At 41.4% G+C, this 20,218-nt stretch carries 19 protein-coding genes; 13 read left to right on the top strand and 6 right to left on the bottom strand.

The genetic code is table 11. The features are described 5' to 3' along the window. Position 1 precedes the first annotated feature (1 nt). From KUL10_RS09350 to KUL10_RS09335, 4 genes are read left to right on the top strand one after another with little or no spacing between them, the layout of a single operon-like run. Positions 2 to 481 carry an LPP20 family lipoprotein gene (locus KUL10_RS09350; RefSeq protein WP_110428650.1) on the top strand — a complete coding sequence of 160 codons (480 nt, stop codon included), beginning with the start codon at positions 2 to 4 and terminating at the stop codon, positions 479 to 481. After that, positions 462 to 2,006 (top strand): transglycosylase SLT domain-containing protein, encoded by a 1,545-nt coding sequence (locus tag KUL10_RS09345; RefSeq protein WP_233499767.1) that lies wholly within the window; start codon positions 462 to 464, stop codon positions 2,004 to 2,006. Before KUL10_RS09350 ends, KUL10_RS09345 begins: the two co-directional genes overlap by 20 nt. After that, complete coding sequence (locus tag KUL10_RS09340; RefSeq protein WP_110428648.1) at positions 1,990 to 3,831, top strand: right-handed parallel beta-helix repeat-containing protein; 1,842 nt, start codon at positions 1,990 to 1,992, stop codon at positions 3,829 to 3,831. The genes KUL10_RS09345 and KUL10_RS09340 overlap by 17 nt, the downstream gene beginning before the upstream one ends. Then, positions 3,831 to 4,841, top strand: coding sequence for a hypothetical protein (locus KUL10_RS09335; protein ID WP_110428647.1), 1,011 nt, complete (start codon positions 3,831 to 3,833; stop codon positions 4,839 to 4,841). The genes KUL10_RS09340 and KUL10_RS09335 overlap by 1 nt, the downstream gene beginning before the upstream one ends. Positions 4,842 to 4,910: 69 nt before the next feature. Here the strand turns inward: KUL10_RS09335 and KUL10_RS09330 are convergent, their stop codons facing one another. Further along, positions 4,911 to 6,152, bottom strand: a complete 1,242-nt coding sequence (locus tag KUL10_RS09330) for a carbohydrate-binding protein (RefSeq protein WP_110428646.1) — start codon at positions 6,150 to 6,152, stop codon at positions 4,911 to 4,913. Between the two features lie 362 nt (positions 6,153 to 6,514). Here KUL10_RS09330 and KUL10_RS09325 point away from each other — a divergent pair, with 362 nt between their 5' ends. From KUL10_RS09325 to KUL10_RS09300, 6 genes are read left to right on the top strand one after another with little or no spacing between them, the layout of a single operon-like run. Beyond that, positions 6,515 to 8,149, top strand: coding sequence for a methyl-accepting chemotaxis protein (locus KUL10_RS09325; RefSeq protein WP_158525355.1), 1,635 nt, complete (start codon positions 6,515 to 6,517; stop codon positions 8,147 to 8,149). Positions 8,150 to 8,162: 13 nt separating this feature from the next. Further along, a complete protein-coding gene (locus KUL10_RS09320; RefSeq protein WP_110428644.1) occupies positions 8,163 to 9,209 on the top strand; it encodes a cytochrome-c peroxidase in 1,047 nt (348 codons plus the stop codon). 14 nt (positions 9,210 to 9,223) lie between these two features. After that, positions 9,224 to 9,556, top strand: coding sequence for a plastocyanin/azurin family copper-binding protein (locus tag KUL10_RS09315; RefSeq protein WP_110428643.1), 333 nt, complete (start codon positions 9,224 to 9,226; stop codon positions 9,554 to 9,556). 27 nt (positions 9,557 to 9,583) lie between these two features. Then, complete coding sequence (locus KUL10_RS09310; protein WP_199509211.1) at positions 9,584 to 10,276, top strand: c-type cytochrome; 693 nt, start codon at positions 9,584 to 9,586, stop codon at positions 10,274 to 10,276. 5 nt (positions 10,277 to 10,281) lie between these two features. After that, positions 10,282 to 11,208 (top strand): protein-methionine-sulfoxide reductase catalytic subunit MsrP, encoded by a 927-nt coding sequence (gene msrP / locus KUL10_RS09305; protein WP_110428642.1) that lies wholly within the window; start codon positions 10,282 to 10,284, stop codon positions 11,206 to 11,208. Between the two features lie 20 nt (positions 11,209 to 11,228). Beyond that, complete coding sequence (locus KUL10_RS09300) at positions 11,229 to 11,906, top strand: ferric reductase-like transmembrane domain-containing protein (RefSeq protein WP_110428641.1); 678 nt, start codon at positions 11,229 to 11,231, stop codon at positions 11,904 to 11,906. A 74-nt stretch (positions 11,907 to 11,980) separates the two neighbouring features. Here KUL10_RS09300 and rplI read toward each other — a convergent pair whose 3' ends face one another. From rplI to KUL10_RS09280, 4 genes are all read right to left on the bottom strand, one after another. Further along, a complete protein-coding gene (rplI, locus tag KUL10_RS09295) occupies positions 11,981 to 12,433 on the bottom strand; it encodes a 50S ribosomal protein L9 (protein ID WP_110428640.1) in 453 nt (150 codons plus the stop codon). Positions 12,434 to 12,466: 33 nt separating this feature from the next. Then, on the bottom strand, positions 12,467 to 12,694 hold the full coding sequence (gene rpsR / locus KUL10_RS09290; RefSeq protein WP_110428639.1) for a 30S ribosomal protein S18: 228 nt from the start codon (positions 12,692 to 12,694) through the stop codon (positions 12,467 to 12,469). Beyond that, entirely contained in the window at positions 12,694 to 13,098 is a 405-nt protein-coding gene (gene rpsF, locus KUL10_RS09285; RefSeq protein WP_110428638.1) for a 30S ribosomal protein S6, read from the bottom strand. The genes rpsR and rpsF overlap by 1 nt, the downstream gene beginning before the upstream one ends. Before the next feature lie 147 nt (positions 13,099 to 13,245). Then, entirely contained in the window at positions 13,246 to 15,555 is a 2,310-nt protein-coding gene (locus KUL10_RS09280; RefSeq protein WP_110428637.1) for a carbohydrate binding family 9 domain-containing protein, read from the bottom strand. Between the two features lie 314 nt (positions 15,556 to 15,869). Here KUL10_RS09280 and KUL10_RS09275 point away from each other — a divergent pair, with 314 nt between their 5' ends. From KUL10_RS09275 to KUL10_RS09265, 3 genes are all read left to right on the top strand, one after another. Continuing rightward, complete coding sequence (locus tag KUL10_RS09275; protein WP_110428636.1) at positions 15,870 to 16,823, top strand: diguanylate cyclase; 954 nt, start codon at positions 15,870 to 15,872, stop codon at positions 16,821 to 16,823. Between the two features lie 96 nt (positions 16,824 to 16,919). Further along, entirely contained in the window at positions 16,920 to 17,948 is a 1,029-nt protein-coding gene (locus KUL10_RS09270) for a DUF2235 domain-containing protein (RefSeq protein WP_110428635.1), read from the top strand. Between the two features lie 99 nt (positions 17,949 to 18,047). Then, a complete protein-coding gene (locus KUL10_RS09265; RefSeq protein WP_110428634.1) occupies positions 18,048 to 18,779 on the top strand; it encodes a SapC family protein in 732 nt (243 codons plus the stop codon). Between the two features lie 84 nt (positions 18,780 to 18,863). Here the strand turns inward: KUL10_RS09265 and KUL10_RS09260 are convergent, their stop codons facing one another. Further along, positions 18,864 to 20,186 carry a sugar MFS transporter gene (locus KUL10_RS09260; RefSeq protein ID WP_110428633.1) on the bottom strand — a complete coding sequence of 441 codons (1,323 nt, stop codon included), beginning with the start codon at positions 20,184 to 20,186 and terminating at the stop codon, positions 18,864 to 18,866. Positions 20,187 to 20,218: the final 32 nt, after the last annotated feature.

Genomic DNA, 20,218 nt, shown 5'->3' with positions numbered 1-20,218 from the left:
CATGCTCAGCAAACATCTTAGTAAGCAGACAAACAAGCCTTTATTGTGGATGTTTGCTGGCATTTTAACCTTTTTCAGCGCCACTGCGTTTTCAAATAATCAATCCGAAGAAGGATTGATCGTCGCAACAGGATTTGGCGCGACTGACCTGTCAAAATTTCCAATCAAGTCTCAAGCCAAGATCATGGCCAAAAGAGCCGCTCAAGTCGATGCACAGCGAAATCTATCCGAACAAATTAAGGGGCTTCGCTTAACCGGCGGTACCACGATGGAAGACTTCGAAGTAAGTAAAGATATCGTGGCCACTCGAGTAAAAGCATTACTAAAGGGCGCATTTGAATTAGAAAGCGATAGCAGTGCAGATGATCAGAGTGTGATTTATGAAGTCAAGATGGCTGTTTGCCTGAATAATTCAAATCCGTTGTGTAAAGGTAAGGACACAATAGAGAAGGCATCAGAAAGTGAGTCTACGAGTAAGTAAAATGCCTAAATACTCAGCCTTAAAACGGAGTATTTGGGGCGTGTTTTCTACCGTATTGTTATTGTATTCAAACGCGCAAGCACAAACTCCCGAAAACATAGAAGATGAGTTTGACGAGATAGATGCTCAATTAGAGCAAGCATTTGTGCAAACGGATGGCGAATTAGAAGCCGTTTTTGAAGCAGTCAATCAAGCCATTCAAGCCGCCTTTACTGGGCAAACAAAAAACATTGAAGTGAAATGGCCTAGTAACGTAGTCGTCCCCTCTGGGACACAGTGGGTTGTATATAGCCAAGACTATGAACAGCGTGTGGTGTACGACTTTGAAGAAGGTTTTTACAAACTTGAGGTACCCAAGTCAGCAGATACACTCAAAAACATAGTAAAATTGCACGAACTTTACGCTAAGTTGAAAGCGGATAAAGCAAATGCCATTCAAGAAATGGATGTATTCAAGAAAGCAATTGAATCCGAATTAGAAAGCCTTCCAGAACTTGTTACAACGGATAATTTTGATGAGCCTACGACCACATCAGCAGTAGAGGGCGACGCATTAAAAACCTCTACTGAAGTGATTCAAGAAAGCGATATCGCAAACTACGAGCTGATCAATAGTGTGACTGAGATCCCCACTGATATCGCACTTGAAACACTTCAGCGAGAAATGGAACTACTAAATGCGGCCGTTGATAATCAAAAAGCAATTTCTGAACCCTCACAACTAATAGAACCTAAAAAAGAATCAAGCCTTGAAAATTCAAAGACAGATGAACGTAAAGTTGAGATCGCCGAAGCTCAATCAGACACTCCTGCAACTGAATCCATAACCGTGCCAGAAGCCCCTGTAAAAGAAAAAGTAAGCCTCCCAAGTGAGACCCTAGCTGTTTTAACAAAACCATTACCGACACCAGAACCAAAAAAAACGTTTGAACTTCAAGAGACAGATACAACCATTAGCCTAAAATTTCCATTCGTAAATGGCTATCAAAAGACGTTGGTAGAGCAACGCATGGACACGATAAATGAAATGTCTAAACGCTTTGATGTTGAAACCTCATTAGTCATGGCTATTATTGAGGCAGAATCAAGCTTTAATCCAATGGCTACTTCACATATTCCAGCGTTTGGTTTGATGCAGTTAGTCCCTAAAACGGCCGGAATTGATGCATATAAATTTGTATATGGCGAAGGAAAAGTGGTCACCCCTGATTACTTATATAATATTGAAAACAATCTAAAATTAGGTACTGCATACTTAAGCCTTCTACAAACACGCTATCTTCGTGGTATAGAAAAACCATCAAATCTACTCTACTCAACCATTGCAAGCTATAACACTGGTGTCGGTAATCTTGCGCGGTCAGTATCAGGTCAAAAAGGTATTCGAAAAGCAATACCAGCTATTAACCAAATATCTGATGAAGAGTACTTCGACTATTTACAACAAAACCTGCCTGCGCTAGAAACTAAGCGTTATCTGCAAAAGGTCATTAAAAATAAGCAAAAATATGAATATTTGGATTAAAAAATTTAATCAACTCAGTGCTTACTTTGTTTTTCTGCTTATATTGAGCGCTTGTAACTCTCTAGAAAAATCAAAAGATATCGTCAACGAAGCTTTTGAAAGCAACAAACAACTGCCTCAACGTATTGCAGTTCTGCCGTTTGTCTCTGAAGAAGAAACGAAAGACAATATAAAAACGATGCTGCGAGAATCAGTTTACAGCCACTTATCTAGCACTAACTACTTGTTTGTTAGACCCCAAAAAGTAACTCAAAGCCTTGCGGTACTGGATTATAGTACATTAAATCAATATCAGAGTAACGTTTCCCGGATCAGTAATGCCGTTGATGCTGACGCCTTATTGTTGGGAGAGATCCTTAGCGCAGACGTAATTTATGCTGGCGTGGCCGCACAAGTGTACTATGAAGTTCAAGTAAGCCTAGTCGCTAAGACTGGCGAACTACTGTGGCAAGATACTTTCAGCGAACGAAGCTTAGAGGGAGGTGTTTCTGCAGACCCATTCAGTATGCTTTATAGCCTTGCTGTTACTGCAATGCACGTTGGAGAGGAGAACCTCTTTGCAGTAGCAGATAAAATCGGGCGTCAAGTTGCCAAAGCAATCCCCCAACCAGCAGGTGCATTTGAGACGGATAGCATCTTTATTGGTAGTGTTATCCATAATGCAAGTAATACGATTCTTAGCTATGGAGATGAGCTAAAAATAGGCATAGAAGCCCCATCAGGACTAAATGTCAGTGCGACCATCGAAACGATTGATGAAGTCTTTTCACTACAAGAAGTAACGGATGGAAAATACATGCTAGCACTCCCTGTCTCAAATCAATGGAACGGCAAAGACCTCATGCTTACAGGTTTTGCAATCGATTCAACAGGCAATCGAGCACGTAAGATTAGCACCGTCGGCTTGCTCACAATAGACAACCTTGCACCTGAACCGATCAATGGTGTTGAAGCGAATCTCACTCAATCTTCTGCCACTTTTTCTTGGCAAGCTAACGAACCTTTTTTAACGTATACGATCTTTAGCAAAATGAATGGCAAGCGGGAGCAATTAATAAGCACCACAGATACACAATTTACGATTGCTAGACCTCATGTGCCATTTGAACGGTATCAATTCGAAATTGTCGCAACTGACAGTGCTGGTAACGCTAGTGAAGCAAACTCAATTAGTGCAGTGTACCTTCCTAATAATGCGATGCGAGAGGCAAGCCCCTTAACCCTGGCAAAAATACCTGCCCTGATTGATTCAGACCTCGCCCTCTATAAAAGCTACAACCCATATATCTTGGATTTAAATAGCACTGTAGTAGCAGGAGCTAGTTTGTTTATAGAGCCTGGAGTAACTATCCAATTTACCCAAGGGGCAACACTTGAAATTAATGGAAGTCTATACACTTTTGGTGGCGAACCGATTTCATTTGAAGCATTAAACAAACGACTTAACGACCAAACATTTATCAAGCTAAACACGAGTGCACACGTCGAAATAAATAGCTTTATTGTAGACTCTGCTGGTATCGCAATTGAAGTGCTGGAAGGTCGGCCTATGCTAAGTAACTGTCAAATAATTAATAGTAAATACAGCGCATTATCAATCAAAGGTGTTGCTAATGTTTCAATGGAAAATTGTATTATTAACGGCAGTAATACTAGTGCCATTGTAGTTACGCAAAACGCACGGTTAAAAATTCGCAACTCGCAATTTCTTAACAACATGCCTTTTCATATCCAAAACTCATCAACCTATACTGTTGACGCTCGCCTAAACCAATGGCGACCAGCTGCAGATATGATTTCAATTCTAGGAAAGGTAGATTATTAATGAATAACATTCTAAAAAGCATTGCGCTAATCATCGCACTAATTGGCCATAGTAGCCTTTGTGTGGCACAAGAAAAAGGCGAATACAACGAGTGGCTATCCGTCACTGCTGCTATGAATTGGAGTTCAGGTTTGCTGACGGCAGAGGGGTTTGGTGTAGCCCCCGAAGGCAAAAGAGAACAAGTCGGCGCTTTACTCGCATGCAGAGCTGCGGTAGCAGATGCCCAGCGCAATTTGCTAGAGGCGACTAAAGGCGTAAAAGTAACGGTTGAAACCAGTATCAAAAGACTAGCTGCTGAATACGACACGGTAAAATCAGCCGTTGAAGGCACCGTGAGAGGGGCTGCAATTTTAGAAAGAGAAATGGTTGATAGCATCACATGTAAAGTTGTCATGGGTATTTTTGTGGGCGACGATTTGACTAAAAGTGTCTATCAAAAATCAATCGTCGAAAACAATAGTGCTGCAGTGCTGTGGGATGCGTTTTGGGATAATAGTTTTCTCGCTAGCTTGAATGTCAGTAACTTCAGTCTGATTTCAAGTGCTGTCGCGCAAGAAATGCCCGTTGAAGATATATTTTCCAATGAATTTGAACGACTTGATCAGCGCGTAAGTAAGCTAGAAACGAGTATCTTAACGATTACACCAGAACTCGCTCAAGCACGCGTTGAGGACCAACCAAGCGGTCTTATCATTGATGTACGTGGGCAACGCTTTACACCATCAATGACGCCAGAACTTCGCAAACCAAATGGAGAAGTAATCTACCCTTCTGCACAAGACAAGCAAAGTCTAATCGCCTCAGGTAAGTTACTGTCCTTGTTTTCAAGAAGCCTAGAATTTGCAATGAATCACCCTGTTGTTGGGGATAAGCCACTATTGATTAAAGCAGGTGTTGTAAACGGGCAACCTTCTAATATCAGTTTAAACAAACAAAATGCCGAGAGACTTGGCGCTTTGGCTGGCACTAGCTTTTTTGAATCGCCTAAAATCATCATTGTTTTAGACTAACAAATCCACACTTTATCAATAAAAATCCCCTGAATTTTCAGGGGCTCGTTGTTCGTAAAATAAAATTATTTACTGGGGCCTGACTATCTGGAAGTAATCAAAGTTAAATCCACCGTCAGCAAAATACATCCCAAAACTTAGGTTTCCGGCTGGCAAATTTACATCATGGCTAACCGTAGTGTAATTACCCCAAGACCCCGTTGCAGGTACTTGAACCGTGCCAAATACGTTTGCACCACCTGCTTGCTCTAACTGGATGCTTCCGCCATCGCCAGCGCTTGCTGCTCGATACGTCACCTCGTATTGACCAGCCGATGGGATGTTCACTGCCGCATAACTAGCCCATGAACCATTGCTAATAAAGCCTAAACCAGTTGCTCCTATACGCAGTCCATTAAAGCCCACAGCAGATTCAGCTTGAATATTGATTGCCCCGCCTGGATTTGTATTACCTGATTCAGTGGGAATTTCTGATGCTCTTGGGCCGCGTTCATCGCCAGCATGAAATAAACCCAACCACATAGCACTGTTGCCATTACCAAGATCGACGATCCCTACGGCGTCTTTTGACCAAGATAAGAAGCCCTGACTTTGGCCAAACTCACAATCAGATATAAAGAAATTGTCGTCAATGTCGCGTCTTGCTGAAAAATTAATATCAGTAGTTGGGTTGTTGTTAAACCCACTGCCGTTGTATTCATAGTATCTAAAATAATCGACAAACTGATAAACCGGATTATTCTCCAAGCGATTAAAATCTAAATTACCTAACCAGTCAGGGTTGGCATTGCCTTGTGTCCAAAGGTTAAATGCATAGCGCATTTGATGACGTAAGTGTTGTACCGACGGATGATTTGATAGTGTAATACGGCGATCAAGCTGACCATCGTGATACCAAGCAATGTAGTCTGGTGTCCACTCTAAGGTGTAAACTACCCAACGATTGTAAAGTGATTCATCGCCATGAAGCTCCTCCGAGCGTTTGATATTGCAGTCATTGTCGCTGGTTTGCCAAATCGGGTTTGATTGATATTGCCCCGCACGAGGAATCGTTTCTATATCAATTTCGTTCCACTGTGTACCACACAAATAACCACCATTACGCCACCAAAAAAAGGTACTGGTTATGCCTACAACAGGCTGCGAATACATTCGCACTTCAACCTTTCCGTATAAGTGTTCATCTTTAGATTGCAATTCACCTCCGCGCAACTGATTTTGCGGCGTCTGAGCAAATACTGATGAAGCAAACGCAAACAAAAGCCCGAAAATAGCGAGCACTTTTATTGATTTATAACGAGTTAAAATCATGGTTAATCTCTATTTGTTAATTAAGCTAACCAAATGTTAACGATAACAATAAAATAAACATTTTTTTAACACAATAGGTAAATGATTGAAACCAATGAAATTTATACTTTTGTCTAGCGCCAGTGCCAGCGGACAATTGAGCTATAGTTATGCCAAATCATAACTACAGATCAATATTTATACACTCTGACAGTGAAAAAGACTTACTATATTTTTGGTATCTAATATCACTCTTTAATCCTTTTATTTTGGATTGCACAAGAAAAAGCCTAATACTTTTAAGTGAGCGAGCGATATCAAAAAGTAAGCAACAAATTACTATGCGGATACTCAAAATCGAGTTCAGCAAACTGCGAGATACCATGTTAGCAAATCACCTTTCAAAAATGTGTTGGTCAAAAAAACTTACACTATCCAGTGTACCTCCCTTAATTGTGATTGCCGCCGTGACCTTATATTGTCTATTTTCATTGCTAAAACAAAGCACCGAAACCTCAGAATTATTGGGTGAAGCCTCGACTAGGCAAAGTCTAGTTACCGAAGTAGCAAACGCAATCAACCACAGTCATTTATCATTAACATCATTAGTTGCAAGTGCAGAAAGCCAAGACATCCGACGCTTTGCCGTTGATTCTATTAAATCGTTTTCTTTGGTTGACGAGAATATTGCGGCTTTATATGAGCAAATTCCTGAGGATCCTGTGTTGAAACACCTTCAACAAGCACTCGAAGATCTGAAGCCCAAATCAATGCAAGTCATTCGTTTTGGTAAACGCAATAAAGACGCTGAAGCCATGCAAACTATCATTTCAAATCAAGCCGCATATGATGAAGTAACTCGTCTTTCAAACGAATTATTAAGCAAAGAAAGAAACTATCTTTCACTAATTGCAGAGCAACAACATCAAAAGAATATTAAGCTGAGTATCTTTGCTGCTTCCCTTGTTGGCATTGCATTACTAGCTTCTATTTTTCTAAATCTTTACACAGCAAAGTATTTGTCTAAAGCGTTGGTTCGCATTAATGAAGCAATGAAGAATTTTGCAAACGGCGACTTAACCATTAAGAAAGCGAGTAAGCCGACTAATGATGAAATTGGAAATCTTTATCAAAGCCTTGTGCTTTCGATTGGGAGTATTCGAGAGATTGTATTGGGGATACGTGGGGAAACAAATAAAATTTCAAGCACATCCAATACAGTAGATAAGCGCGCTGCACAAACTCAAGCAGACGTGTCTGGGATATATACCGAAGTCGACGCACTTACATCTCAAATCAACTCACTAAACGAAACTGCTGAGAAAGTAGAATCTCGCTTCGAGCAAACAACGCAGTTTGCTCGTCAAACCGCCCTTCAAAGCGAAGAAGCAGGCGTTTCGATTGAAAAAGGGTTGCAATCTCTAAATCGCTTCCGAGAAAATACTATCGGCGTGATGAATAATACAAAGTCATTAGCAGAATCTGCCAATCGTATCACCGACATCACCTCTACTATCAAAGCGATATCAGAACAAACTAATCTACTTGCACTCAATGCTGCGATTGAAGCAGCGCGAGCCGGCGAACAAGGTAGAGGCTTTGCAGTTGTTGCAGATGAAGTTCGAAACTTAGCCAATCGCTCAGGAGACGCTGTAGAACAAATTTCAACACTTGCATCAGAAATGAACACTAGAGTGAGTCAAAATGTAGATAGCTTTGATACCAATTTTAAAGACTTGGATTTAAATATCGAAGCCCTTAAGAGCGTGTCTGAAAATGCAAAGCAAACTATTTCGCTATCTCAAGACACCATTTCGGAAATAAACAATACGAAACAAGATTTTTCTCAACAAGCTGTCTTCATAGAAGAACTAAGTCGCTTTCTTGTTACCTTGGATAAAGTAACTTGCAGAACTCAAGATGAAATGCACGCCTTGTGTAGTGAATCATCAGAGCTTGCCACCGCATCAACCACCTTGGAAGAAATGGTTCGCCAATTCTCAACGGGTTCTCATTAATAGGAGTGTCGTCATGAACATTAAACTGGGGTTAGTCATTATAACTTGCTTGTTTGCGCCTCATATCTTGGCCGACGAGTACAGTAGCACTGTATTTGAGGCGGGGCATCCTAGCCTCAAAAAATGGTTATTGCCTGACGAAGTGCCAACACCTAAAGATAATCAGCTAACACCAGAGAGAATCGAATTAGGTAAAAAACTATTCTTTGATCCCCGACTTTCTGGCGATAAAAATATGTCTTGTGCGACTTGTCATAGTCCAGTTTTTGGCTGGTCAGATGGTTTACCCAAAGCAAGGGGAAACAAGAGTATGGAGCTTGGTCGTGCAAGCCCTACGGTGATAAATACAGCCTATAACACCATACAAATGTGGGACGGTAGAAAAAAGTCACTTGAGGACCAAGCCATCGGCCCGATGAAAGCCCATGAAGAAATGAATATGGACTTGGGCGAGTTAATGAGGTTTTTAAATGAAAACGAGGAGTATTCGACACTATTTGGCAAAGCTTACCCAGATGCTGAAATAGGTGAGGAAACCCTAGCTAAAGCACTCGCTTCATTTGAAAGAACAGTCATTAGTAATAATTCACCTTTTGATCAATGGGTAAAGGGTGATGCTAATGCGCTTTCAAAACAGCAGATAAATGGCTTTAAGGTTTTTATGGACCCTCAAAAGGGCAACTGCTCTGTTTGTCACTCTGCTCCTAATTTTACTGACAACGGATTTCACAACCTTGGTTTGGCCGCTTTTGGAAAAGAAAACCCCGATTTAGGTCGTTATACACAACGCCCATTAGGTTTAATGAAAGGTGCATTCAAAACGCCAACAATCAGAGACGCATCGCTTACCGCTCCATATTTTCATGACGGCTCTGCGAGCACACTCAAGGAAGTTGTAGAACATTATCAAAGCGGTGGTGTGGTCAAGACTAACCTTTCACCTAACTTTAAAGGTGCTCAATTGAGTGACCAAGAAGTTGAAGACTTAATTGCGTTTATGCGCGCTTTAACAACTGAGCCAAAGCCTTTTACACTGCCAATTTTACCCTTAGCTGATTAACTATAGGAAAAACTATGAAAACGTATATCAAACTATTTGTTTTATTTATTGCTCATGTATTGCTTTTTACCACTGCGGTGCTAGCCCAAGAAACACATAAAGTAGGACAAAAGAATAAAGAATTTACAACTGACAAAATTGTCGTCAAAAAAGGCGACAGCGTAGAATTCGTAAACGAAGATCCATTTTTTCACAATGTATTTAGCTTAAGTGATGCTGCGATGTTTGACTTGGGATCATTCCCACAAGGAAACTCAAAAAAAGTGGTATTTGAAGAAAGTGGTGAGGTCGAGGTCGAGTGTGCAATTCATCCTAATATGCGCATGACCGTTGTGGTCGAAGACTAATCCCAGCTTGAAAACGAGGAGACTAGCTTGCGAAATTTACTATTAAGTTCAGCACTGATTGCCTATTCTTTACTAGGCATGGCTCACGCAAGCATCGGCTTAAAAGACGATACTACGCCTAGTTTAGACATCGGTGCAGAGGTCTTTAACCAACGTTGCTCACTGTGTCATGGCTCTCAAGGTATGGGAGAGGGGAAAATTCCATTAAAGATCCCTGATTACCCTGATACAAATTTGTTTACCGCTCAAAAAGCGTCGACTAAAGAAGAGATATATAACACGGTGGTATACGGCAGCATGCTAGAAAATATTAATCAATACATGCCACCGATGGGTAATGAGCTTACATGGACAGAACTTGAGTCAGTGAGTTTGTTTATAGGCTTCTTGCGCAACGAACCCAAGCAAGCAATAGCAAAGCTAAGTGATCTAGACCAGCAAAGCTCTTTCATAACACTCGGTAAAGACGTGTTTGAAGCTCGCTGTGTTTTATGCCACGGAAAAAACGGTTTAGGTGATGGACGGATGGCAAAAATTATCAAGTCCCCGCCACCTTTTAATTTAACTAAAAGCCGAGCACCTGCAGCCTACCTAAAGCGCATTATTGAAGAAGGTGGGCAACCTCTTGGGCGGTCGCCTCAGATGCCGCCTTGGGGTGAGCAACTGTCAGCTGACGAGCTTAACGCTGTGGTAGAGTATATTATTAGCTTGCGTGACTAAGGCCAATGAAGTTTGCTTCTCATTACAAGCTTGATCACACCACGACTCCTAAAGAAGTTTTTGTCGAACGCCGAAAATTTATCAAAGGGGCAATGGCGTTGGGCTTGCTTCCAATACAACAGGTCATCGCATCGCCCCACACTTTTGACTCAAATAAGCAGTGTTTTGATGTGGGTGAGCAACTAGCGACTAGTCAAAAAAAACACGTGCAATCGTATAGTAATTACTATGAATTTAGCACTGACAAACAAATGGTTAAGCACCTTGCTCGAGAATTCAAAACAGAACCTTGGCAGGTTCGCGTCTCTGGCTTAGTAGAAAGCCCCCTGTCACTATCGCTAGAGGATTTAAAGTCTTTTACCTCTTGCCGTCGAACATACAGACTGAGATGTGTAGAAGGATGGTCTGCTGTTATCCCATGGCATGGGTTCGAACTAAACCAACTTCTCTCTTTAGTAAAGCCTCTCCCAAACGCTAGGTATGTAAAGTTTAAATCGTTGCATGATCCCAAACAAATGATCAACCAACGGAATAATTTAATGCCATGGCCCTACACAGAAGGCTTACGACTCGACGAAGCAATGCATCCGCTTACGATCCTTGCCACTGGCATGTATAACGAAGCACTTGCTAAGCAAAATGGTGCCCCGATCCGTTTGGTGGTTCCTTGGAAGTACGGCTTTAAAAGCATTAAAGCAATTACAGAGATCGAACTAGTGGACACTCAACCGATATCAAGCTGGAGTCAAAGCTCTCCAAGTGAATATGGTTTCTACGCAAATGTGAATCCAAATGTTGCACATCCGAGATGGAATCAAAGACGAGAGCTTCCTTTAGGAGCAAAGAAAAAAATAAAGACGCAACTGCTCAACGGATACTACGAAGAAGTTCGTGACTTATATCAGAATGATGTACTTGATAGCCTTTTCTAACCGCGATAATCACACTCAAAATGATACTTGCACAACTCAAGAAACAACGCAAACGACACAATAGATATCTATTTTATCTTCTACAATTACTGCCCTTGGTATTTGTTGCGATTTACGTTTTCGATCTGTACCCCGTAAATGTATTTGAGGCATTAATGCTATGGTCTGGATATATCGCTATATCTGTGTTTGTTATTTCTTATCTCATGTCTCCTGCTCAAAGGCTGCTTTCATATATCGCCATTCGCGCTCAGTGGCCACTTGGAAAAAGACTATCAGATTGGAACTTCTTAATTACCTATCGCAGAACGTTCGGAATGGCCGCCGCGTACTTCGGTGTCTGGCACTTCATGACCTATTTTTATTTCGAATTTGACTTTGATTGGCTTGAATTATGGTTTGATTTGCAGGCGCGCCAGTTTATTTTCGTTGGCCTATTGGCCCAAGTTATTTTAATAAGCTTATTCATTACCTCTTTTAACTTTGCAAAAAAAGTACTTAAACGACATTGGTTGACCTTGCATTCTCTTGTACACATTACTGCTGTGTTGCTTTTACTTCACATCGTTTGGGAAAGTAAGGTGTTGTTTTGGTATCACTATATGACGATTGGGTTGATCAGTATGTTATTGATAGAGCGTATCATTAATGCGCCAGGTATGAAGCGAATTCAAGCGCGAATGCTCAGAAAGAAATAATCGATTAAATTTATGGCACAAACAAAAACACCGCCAAAAGGCGGTGTTTTTAAATCAATTCGTTGTGTTTCGAATTAAGCTTCTTGAATAATTACTAGCTTAACTGAAGACATAACTTCTGAGTGAAGTTGAACATCAATTTCGAACTCACCTGTTTCGCGAAGTGTACCAGTAGGTAATTTAACTTCTGCTTTAGCAACTTCAACACCTGCCGCAGTAACTGCGTCAGCAATGTCTTTAGTACCAACAGAACCAAACAATTTACCTTCGTCACCCGCTGGAGCTGCAATGGTTACAGACTCTAGTGCGCTTAGCTTGTCAGCACGTGCTTGTGCAGCAGCTAATTGCTCAGCGATTTTCGCTTCTAACTCAGCGCGACGAGCTTCAAATTTCTCAACGTTAGCTTTAGTGGCCGGAACCGCTTTTTGCTGTGGAAATAAGAAGTTACGTGCGTAACCTGATTTTACTGTGACTGTGTCACCTAAACCGCCTAAGTTGGCGACTTTATCTAGTAGGATGATTTGCATCTTGCTACCTCTATTATCTGTTTAAGCGCCAGCTTATTTATGTGAATCGGTGTACGGTAACAACGCTAGGAAGCGTGCGCGCTTGATAGCAGTCGACAATTGACGCTGATATTTTGCACTTGTACCAGTAATACGGCTAGGAACGATTTTACCACTTTCAGTGATGTAGTTCTTAAGCATGCTGATGTCTTTGTAATCGATCTCTGCAACGCCTTCGGCAGAAAAACGACAAAACTTACGACGTCTGAAAAAACGAGCCATTATTCGTCTCCTTCTTTTTCTGTAGTAGCTGGTGCAGCAGCCGGTGCTGGACGGTCTTCACGTGGTGGACGACGGTCTTCACGACGCTCTTCTTTAGCCATTGGTGATTGCTCAGTAACAGCCGCTTTTGTACGCATAACCATGTTACGCAATACAATGTCGTTGAAACGGAAAGCAGTTTCTAGCTCTTCAACAGCTTCTGGAGTTGCTTCAGCGTTAACAAGAACATAGTGTGCTTTGTGAAGCTTTTCGATTGGGTAAGCCAATTGACGACGGCCCCAGTCTTCTAAACGGTGGATTTTTCCGCCGTCTTGCTCAAGGATACCAGTGTATTTTTCAATCATGCCTGGTACTTGTTCACTCTGATCAGGGTGAACCATGAATACGATTTCGTAATGACGCATTACTGCTCCCTACGGTTATAGTCTCGGGTAGTGAAGTCTTCTACATAGAGACAAGGAACTTGGATGTTGACTTCAAGGGCGCGCATTATACGTAGCAACGACGCCAATCACAAGGGGTTTATTGATTAAATTTTAACTAATGCTGGATTACCTCAGCCACGCATAGCTTAGCTTCATAAAGATAGAACGGCCATTGACTGTTAGCTTATTTAACTCGTCGGTTTCAAAAGCCGATTGAGAGTAGCCAACAAAGAATTTAGTTAATGGGTTTACTTTGTATGAGTAAAGCAACTGAAAACCATAGTCAGCGTAATGCTCATCTACTTCATCAAGATAATTAGCGGCATTGCGCTCAATATCAGTGTAAGCCATTGTAAAACGCACTAATTGGCGTTGGTCAAACTGATAGGTCATTCGCAAATCAGATAAGTTGGCAGTGAACAAGTCTTGTCCTTGAGCATCAAAATCTACGTAACTGTGCTCAAAGTTCAAGCGCATATGTTTGCCGATGTTTAGTTCTATTTCTGGTTCAAATACAAATTGTTCACCGATTCGATTATTTGCAAAGTCAATCGCATCACCTTTATTCGTCCATGTATCAAAGGTGATATATTGGTTGGGACTGGTCACAAAAAACAAGGAAATACGGTTTTCCGAAAACTGTGTCGCATTATTATCAATTTGCAAATTGGTATTATCTTCGCGCAAGCCAACGCGTGTTCTTTCCATTATACCAATCTCCGCGAAAGTCTGATAATCACCGCGAATACTGGCGTAAATTTCTGACTCTTTTTCTATCAATTCTCCATCAGTATTATGAGAGATATCCCAGTCGCCATTGATTCTGATTCTATTCCACCAGCTATTTTCATTCCACCAATTGTAGCCACCACCGATGACAGTAGTCACACTGTCGACTCTAGACTGAAAACCTAAATCAGCTCGAAATTCATCATCTGTGAAAAAGTGACCAAAACGGAGGTTATAATCGTTGGTATTTCGGCGATAGTTAAATCGATAAGACAGCCCTTGATAACCTGTCGCTTCTTTGCTCCGCAATGCGGATTCACTTAGTTCATCTGATGATCGGCAAGCGTCTTCACAAAACGTTTTAAATAAGTCTATTGGATATTCAGTCTCACTCATAACCGCTTGCACTCTAATCGTATCCGTATCGCTTAATCTATATTTAGCGTCAATGCCAGAAACGTAGTTGTGATAAGCGTTTGAATCCCGAATAGTCACCACCGTACCTATCGACAAATCATCTGAATAATCATATCGATACCGCAAACCCAAATTAGTGGACTCGTCCTCTAAACTCGCAATACTTGAACCCAAGTTGCCCGGTACAATGAATGAAGTAGTCTCATCATTTGCCACAAACAAGCCCAAGGAGTGCTGATCGCTTCGGCCAGTTACTTTTGCACCATAATCAGGTGCATTAATATTGCGAGTGTAAATGAGGTTTTGGTCACTGCTAAAGTAATCAGCATTCTCGACAAAAAACGGTCTTCTTTCTTGGAAGAACAAAGCAAAAGTATTATTTACGCTGAGTTGGGCAACATCTGCTTCAACTTGTGAAAAATCAGGGTTGAGCGTGCCTAGCAACGTTATTTCAGGCGTAATTGCCCATTTGACATCCAAACCCAGTTCTTGGTTGTTTGAATCGTCCCAGTCTAAAGAGGATTCAGGTTCTCTTGTTTGCGCACGTCCAATAACAGCAGTCGGCACGATCGCTAAATTCTGACCTTGCTTTGCTTTTTCAAAGCCATCAACAAAGCCCATCTGACATAGGTTGCAAGAATTGTTGCGGTCAAACGGAACATGCGACAGGCGGTATTGTATTTTACGAGGGTAAAAACGCACAAACTCAATACCCCATCGCTTTATTGCATCTTTCTCTTGAAAGTTCATTAACCTCAATGGGATGGCAATTTCCACTTGATAACCATCTTCTGTTATTTTTCCTGCAGACTCCCAGATGCCATTCCAACTCATGCTTTCTTGGCCAGTCATTTCATTTTCGATTGAGTCAATTTGCGTCCCAAATGGATTGACAAAAAACTGATAAGCCAATCGTCCATCGCCGTACGTATCCAGCTTCAAGCCGACTAAGTCTTGCCCCCAAACATTATCTCGGTCCCGATAGAACGAACGTATATCGCCTGGATTTGGGTCGTAAGCCCTAAAGGCAACGAAAAATGTAGTGCCGTTTTCAAAATATGAAACACTGGTCTTGACTGGTGGCGTATCATTTTGCAAGGGTTGTGTCGTATAAGCCAAAGAATATGTTTGAGCATTACGCCAAGCATTGTCGTTCAAGTTGCCGTCTATATTTGGCTTGGCGTCGATAAATGGCACCGCAAGGGACGTAGGTTCTTGGGATGCTTGTGCGGCAGCACACAAAGGCGCAACGAGCAAAAGACAGGCTAGAAAATTTTTTTTGAATGACATTTATTTATTATCTTTTTCTTGTGTAAGCGCTTGGAGTCGCAAAGTATAAGGCTTTTTAAACGCAAAAACTTTTCAATCTTGTAGCTATGTCGGACCAAAATGAAAAAAGGTTTAAAGGCTTTTGCTGTTATTCCATATTTTCATCTAAATCATAGGGCTAGTGAAAACAGTGATCATATTGCGTTGCCTAAATTGATCTGTGTCAAAAAGGTGAACCAAAAGCAACAAAATAGGTCAAAAATTGTACTTTAGTTTATAAAATAGTGTAAGGTTTCGTTGAACATGGAGATAAAAATGCCTGAGCGTGGCGATAAATGAGTGAAAAATTGAACTCGACGCAAGCCAAAGCAAGAAACCCGTTAAGCTTAAACGCGGTTGACGTGTTGCTATTGGATTCAGAAAGTTCGCCCCTACATACGCTCTTCATGCATCAATTAACTGACATTAAGGTCATCGCTTCCTTAAATCTACGACAAATTATTTCTGCGCTTTCTTTAAAACCCGCTCCGTCATTGATAGTAATTAATACAGAAAACGAAAAAATTGATGCTTTTAACGCACTTATTAGGCTAAAACAGCAAAAAAGTAGCGCTCGTATACCTGTAATTATGGTTTCAGCACATGAAAATGTTGACGACCGTATTCGTGCATTTAGCCTCGGTTGCGATGATTTTATATCACTCCCCCTAAGACAAGATGAATTAAACGCGCGACTTTATTCAAAGATTAGAATTCAAGCAAAGCAATGTGAAATTCAACAGCTCGCTTACAATGATGAGTTGACTGGTTTAATGAATCGAAGGGGCTATAATCAAGCTTTATCATCCGAATGGGCTCGTTGTCGGCGTGCAAAAAAATCCTTGAGTATGCTGCTCATTGACATCGATAACTTTAAGTATTTCAATGATCACTATGGTCATCATAAAGGCGACGAGTTAATTCAATATACAGCCAACACTTTGAACAAAGTATGCAGCCGCAGTTCTGATTCAAGTGCGAGGTTTGGTGGTGATGAGTTTGTCGTATTACTGCCCGAGAGCAACTATGACAACTGTGCCCATTTAGCAAAATTAATTATCGATGAATTTGCTAATTCGCTGTCAAAAACCATGGAAATTGTCCCCGCTCCTCAAGTTTCCATTAGTATCGGCATATCATGTTTGGTGCCGTCAAATTTAAATACGCCTATAAACCTATTTAACGAGGCTGACCAAGCACTATACCAAGCTAAATCCTTGGGCAAAAACACTTGGCAAATTGCCCGCTAACATCGTTTTTTGTTTTCCTATTTTAATTTGTCTACACTGACAATAACGTTATTCTCATACGCTTAAAACCACTCTAAAACTGACAGGAAGTTATCTATGAAAAATATAGTGATTTGTGCAGATGGCACATGGAATCGACCTGAAGAACTCAACAGTGACGACCAACCGACCAACGTACTACGACTCGCACGCTCAATATCTAGGGTGACTAATGAAGGCTCAAAGCAGGTCGTTTTTTATGATTGGGGAATAGGTTCTTACCACAACTCCGCACTAGCAGGAGGTATCGGTATGGGGCTCGAAAAAAATGTCATGGATGGCTATCGCTTTTTAGTGCATAACTACGAACCCGGTGACCGAATTTATCTATTTGGATTTAGTCGAGGCGCATATACGGTTAGAAGCCTTTCTGCACTAATCAATAATGCAGGGATTTTAAAAGCCGTAGAGGGTCGACGAGTTGAAGAAGCCTTTGAGTTATATAAAAATCCCGACTACCCACCTAGCAGCGAGAAAGCCCGCGCATATAGAGGCAAGTACGCAGTTGAAAACAAGTCAAATGTGCACTTCATAGGGGTTTGGGATACGGTTGGTGCAATGGGCTTACCCTTTACTTTATTTGGTTTAATTAAAGACCAAGACCTATTTTATGACCATAAAATAGGCGGTAACGTAAAAACTGTCCGCCACGCACTTGCGCTAGATGAGTTTAGAAAAGACTTTGCACCCACCATTTGGGAAGACAGAGACAATGTCGATGTCAAACAAGTTTGGTTCGCAGGCAGTCACTCGGATGTTGGCGGAAGTTATGCGCCAGATGAAGAAGGACATTTACTTTCTGATATCCCATTGAAATGGATGGCTGACGAGGCATCGAAATTTGGTTTGAGCGTGGACGAAAATCTTGTTCAAACGACGCTAAACCCGATGGCCGACATTCACAATGAATACAAAGGAAAATTCAAGCTACTTGGCAAACTCAATCGCAAAATACCCAAAGATAATAAAAGTGCACAATACGTCCATAAAAGTGTACTAACGCGTTTTGAACAAGGCGCATACAAAACTAAAGCGCTAAAAGACTTTCAGACTTCAAACCCAGACGATTTAATTAAGGTTGAATGATAGCGACCGCCAAAATAAACCGTTCATATTATTAATAGACATGTGAGTAAGTCAGATTAAAATAACGCACAAATGATAAAATACTAAGAGAAGTAAAACGTGCCAAAAATTGAATTATTAAACCCCAAGCAACACGGTAAACTAAAGATCAAAACAGGTGTCGACGCTAACTACGACGATGTGCGCAACGTCATTGCGGTGGTTGCAGGGGAACTACCACAATTAGTGTTAGACTTTCCGGTTTTTTTCACTCAACACCCAGAGACTAAAGCCTATGAATTGGTTGCCCTAGCTGGCTTTGGCGCCACCGAAAATCTATTCGTTGACGGCAACAAATTTAAGGCGTCTTATGTGCCATTGGATATGCGCAGGCAGCCTTTTCAAGCATGCTTTGTCAATGGTGATATTAGTACAGCCCAAGAAAACGATGTAAAAATCGGATTGAACGTAGAAAGTAATCGAATTAGCGAAACAAAAGGGACTGCTTTGTTTAAAGAAGATGATTCACCAAGCCTTCTAGTCAACGAAATTTCAGAACTCTTGGGTGCACTGGTAAGAGGTATTCAATCTACGCAATCATTTATTGCTGCATTGGAAGAGCATTCATTGATCGAACCGATCACACTTAACATCAAAAAACCCGATGGTGGTGACCAAGCGATGGACGGACTATTTGCTATTAACAAGCAAAAACTAGCTGGATTACAAGGCGACATTGCAGCAGATTTTCACGCACGAGGTTACCTGCAAGCAGCTCATGCAATGATCCACTCTATTGGACACATTCAGAAGTTAGTCAACTGGAAGGTAGAGCAACTTGAAAAGGCTTAGTCTTGATTAACTAATCCTTCAAGAAAAGTAAAAAGCCAGTGCAAATCAACTTGATTGACAAGCGATTTGCACTGACGGAGAAAATCAGCGCCAACGGCGCTTTTTATGACCAGAGAGTGCATAAAATAAAATGAAGCCGTAACAAGGCAACATCATCCAGTAAGCGCTCTGATTGCCAGCTGACTCAGCGATATAGCCGTATACAACGGGTAAAATTGCCCCACCCGAAATACCCATAATCAGTAAAGCCGATGCTTTTGCGGTTAATTTATTTAGACCTTCCAATGCTAAAGGCCAAACAGCAGGCCATACCATCGCATTTGCAAACCCCAGAATAGCAATCAGACTGATGCTGTTGGGTAGCGTTGGCGCGCCAGTCCACCCCCAAAGTATTTCAGAGATCAGAGTTGATTGGTTGTCAGCAAAGATTATCAACACACTTAGCACAATTCCCAACATAGCTGAACCCGCTAATGCTTGAGCCTGATTGATAAAGCGAGGAATAACCGCCAAGCCAATAAGATACCCAACAACCATAAAGGCCATGGTGTAAGAAGTCAGCGAGGTTGCGTTGGCCACTCCCAATTGCGAGCCAAATAGACCAATTGTGTCTCCTGCGATGACTTCAACACCCACATATAAGAAAAGTGTGACAACGCCCAAAACGAGTTGTGGGTGAGACATCAAACCCTTGGCTTCTTCTTCATCGCTATCTAGCTTTTCAAGATCTAACTCTGGAAGAGATGAACGCTTTAACAACGCTGCTAACACTAGCAAAACACCTGTCATGTATAGGTAAGGCATTACCAAAGCATTGGATAGGGCTTCTATTTTTGCCTGTTTGTCTACTGGTGAAAGTGTTTCGATAAACTGTGTATTTACATTAGAAAAGTCATTTAATACCAAGGCCGTAAAAACAATTGGCGCGAGAAAACCAGCAAACTTATTCAACAAGCCCATGATTGATATACGAACCGCAGCCGTTTCGCTAGGTCCAATTTTAACAATGTAAGGGTTAGAGGCAGTTTGTAAAATTGTTAAACCCGTTCCAACGATAAATTGCGCCAATAAAAAGACCGAAAATGCCTGTGTGAATGCGGCGGGTATGAATAACAAACACCCAAGGGCTATTGTCACTAGACCAAGTGCCATCCCGTTTTTATAGCCTGTTTTATCGAGTACCCACGACATAGGTAGTGCCATGACGACGTAAGCAATATAAAAGGCAAATGCAATGAAAAGCGCTTCAGGTTCGCTAAGGTCGCATACGATTTGCAAAAACGGAATTAAAGCGCCGTTCAACCAAGTTATAAACCCAAATAGAAAAAACAAAACGCCTATAATGGCCATAGGCCCTAAGCTACTGCTGTTATTTTCTGTAGTTGTAGATGACACCGACTTCTGCATATTAATTCTCTTTTTGCTGATTAGCGTGTGGT

This window comes from Glaciecola sp. KUL10 (assembly GCF_003203515.1).
Lineage (GTDB): Bacteria > Pseudomonadota > Gammaproteobacteria > Enterobacterales > Alteromonadaceae > Glaciecola.
This window is presented reverse-complemented; position numbering and strand designations above follow the sequence as displayed.